This is a genomic window from Actinocrinis sp. (assembly GCF_035605935.1).
Lineage (GTDB): Bacteria > Actinomycetota > Actinomycetes > Streptomycetales > Catenulisporaceae > Actinocrinis.
The window spans coordinates 1-2,829 of record NZ_DATNGK010000084.1; the positions used below are offsets into that span (position 1 = coordinate 1).

General features: G+C 68.0%; 2 protein-coding genes. One reads left to right on the forward strand and one right to left on the reverse strand.

From position 1 onward, the window contains the following. Window positions 1-443 precede the first annotated feature (443 nt). The gene (locus VN779_RS07665; protein WP_325721592.1) at window positions 444-1,493 is read right to left on the reverse strand and encodes a LacI family DNA-binding transcriptional regulator; all 1,050 of its coding nucleotides are present in this window, start codon (window positions 1,491-1,493) and stop codon (window positions 444-446) included. A gap of 192 nt (window positions 1,494-1,685) precedes the next feature. Between VN779_RS07665 and VN779_RS07670 the strand changes: the two genes are divergently transcribed. Further along, window positions 1,686-2,829: alkaline phosphatase family protein (locus tag VN779_RS07670; protein WP_325721594.1), on the forward strand; the 1,144-nt coding region annotated here is incomplete at its 3' end.

Below are 2,829 nucleotides of genomic sequence, written 5' to 3' on the forward strand. Positions count from 1 at the left end.
GCACCGAAGCGAGCTGTGCGATCCAGTGATTCGGCGAGTCAGATAACGACTGTACTGACGTCGCTGTGATTGCCGTGGGTACGGCGGCCGGTCCGGAGCTGGTCAACGAAACAGGGCTCGAATTGCTCACGTCCGGCGGCCGCTCCCCTTGGCCCGCCACGACTGTGATCCGCGCGTTAACAGACGATTGAGTTGATGCCGAAGAACCTACGAGCGCCGCGACGATTGTGCCGACGGCCCCGATGACCGCGGCGGCGATCGTCAACCACGCGGTAGTTCGATTCTCGAAGACGCGCCTGTTCCAAGCCACCCCAGGCCCTCCCCACCCTTGACGGCCCGAGCCACACCCTCAGGGCCTTGTGACAAGAGTAGCCCGCGACCCTGCGCTTCGCTGCCGTTTGCACGCGTACGAGCACGAGCGGTAATGGGGATTGGATATGACGCTATCTGTGAGCAGTGGCCGATGTGGCGCCGGACGTGGCCGCCGGGGCGGGAGCCGGACCGGTGGACCCGCGCACGACGAGTTCGGGTTCGAACAGCAGCTCGTCCGCGGTGACGGTAGCGCCCTCGATCTGGCCGACGAGCATCGCGACGGCGGCGCGGCCCATCGCCTCGATCGGCTGGCGAACCGTGCTCAGCGGCGGGTCGGTGCAGCTCATCAGCGAGGAATCGTCGTAGCCGACGACCGAGAGCTGGTCCGGCACCCGTCGGCCAGCCCGGCGCGCGGCGCGCACCGCGCCGAGCGCGATCAGGTCGCTGCCGCACACGATTCCGGTGATGCCGCGCGAGATCAGCCTCGACGCCGCCGCCTGACCGCCCTCCAAGGAGAACATCGCGCGCTCGATCCAGTCGGCCTGGTACGCCAGGCCACTGCCGGCCGCCGCCGCTTCGAACGCCGCCTGCTTGCGGCGCGAGGGCATGTGGTCGGCCGGGCCGAGGATCAGGCCGATGCGCTCATGGCCCAGCGCCGCGAGGTGGCCGAACGCCTGCTCCACCGCCACAGCGTCATCCGTGGAGACTCGCGGGAAGTCGAGGTGCTCGGCCGCCGCGTTCACCAGAACGACCGGCAGCCGCAGCTCCAGCAGCTTCAGGTAGTGCTGGTGCGGAGCGTCCGCCTCGGCATAGTGGCCGCCGGCGAATACGACGCCTGATACTTGCTGCTCCAGCAGCATCTCGACGTAGTCCGCCTCGGACAGTCCGCCGGCGGTGCGCGTGCACAGCACCGGGGTGAAGCCGCGCTGCGCGAGTGCTCCGCCCACCACCTCGGCCAACGCCGGGAAGATCGGGTTCTGCAGCTCCGGGAGCACCAGGCCGATCAGCCGGGCGCGTTCGCCGCGCAGCTGGGTCGGCCGCTCGTAACCGAGCACGTCCAGCGCCGTGAGAATCGCGGCGCGCGTCCCCTCGGCCACCCCGGGCTTGCCGTTCAAGACCCGGCTGACCGTGGCCTCGCTGACCCCGGCCTTCTTCGCCACTTCCGCAAGTCTTCGCGACATGCCGCAAGAATACCGCATCTTGTTGCAAGCGGCTGCAAGCGTCCTGTTGCTGCTGTCAACGAATTGCAGCGTGCTGCAGGTACCGTCAGCGGCTCTTCGCCGGGCATTACCCGCTGCGACACCCCTGGGCCACAAATGGCCGCTTTGGTGTGCGGTGGACATCCGGCAGCACAGCTCACAGGAGCCCCCCTCATGCCCGACCCCAAGTCGCCTCAGGTCACATCAGCGCAGCCCACTTCTCCACTATCTCGGCGCCGCTTTCTCGGCACGGCCGCCGGCACCGCCGCCGCGGCCGGCGCGCTGCCGCTGCTCTCGCCCGCCATGGCCGAGGCGCTCGCCGAGCCGGCCGGCCGCGGTTCGCTCGACGAGATCGAGCATGTCGTGATCCTGATGCAGGAGAACCGGTCCTTCGATCACTACTACGGCACGATGAGCGGTGTGCGCGGCTTCGGCGACCGTGCGGCCGTGCGGCTGCCCTCCGGCCGGGACGTTTTCCACCAGCCGGCCGCCGCCCGCACCGACGGCGGCTACCTGCTGCCCTTCCATGTGGACACGCGCAAGGTGGACGGCCAGGATCTCGGCGACCTGGACCACAGCTGGACTGGCACGCACGCGGCCTACGACAGCGGCCGGTACGACCAGTGGATCGCCGCGAAGTCGCAGATGACGATGGGCTACTTCACCGAGACCGACATCCCGTTCCACCGCGCGCTCGCCGACGCGTTCACCCTCAGCGACGCTTACCACTGCTCGATTCAGGGTCCGACGACGCCAAATCGCTTGTACCTGTGGACCGGCACGATCGACCCGGACGGTGTCGCCGGCGGCCCGGTCATCGACAACCCCGACGACTATCTTCCGGTACTGAATTGGACGACTTATCCCGAGCGGCTTCAGTCGGCCGGGATCTCGTGGCGCGTTTACGCGAACAACGAGGTCGGCGACGATCCGTCGGGGCATCCGTTCGTCGGTGACTACGGCGACAACCCGCTGTGGCTGTTCCAGGCGTACCACGACGCGCTGGCGTCTTCGGACCCGAAGGTCCGCCAACTCGCCGAGCGCGCAGGCGTGTTCGAGTCCTGGCAGCCGGACTCCGGCCAGGGGAAAAGCCCAAAGCACGTGCTCGCCGACTTCATCTCGGACATCAAGGCCGGCACGCTTCCGGCAGTCTCTTGGGTCGTTGCGCCATACGGGTACTGCGAACACCCGGCGGCTCGGCCGGTAGACGGCGCCGCGTACACGCAGACGATGCTTGAGGCCATCTGGTCGGACCCGAAGCTGTGGCGCAACACGGTCGTCCTGATTACATACGACGAGAACGATGGTTTCTTCGACC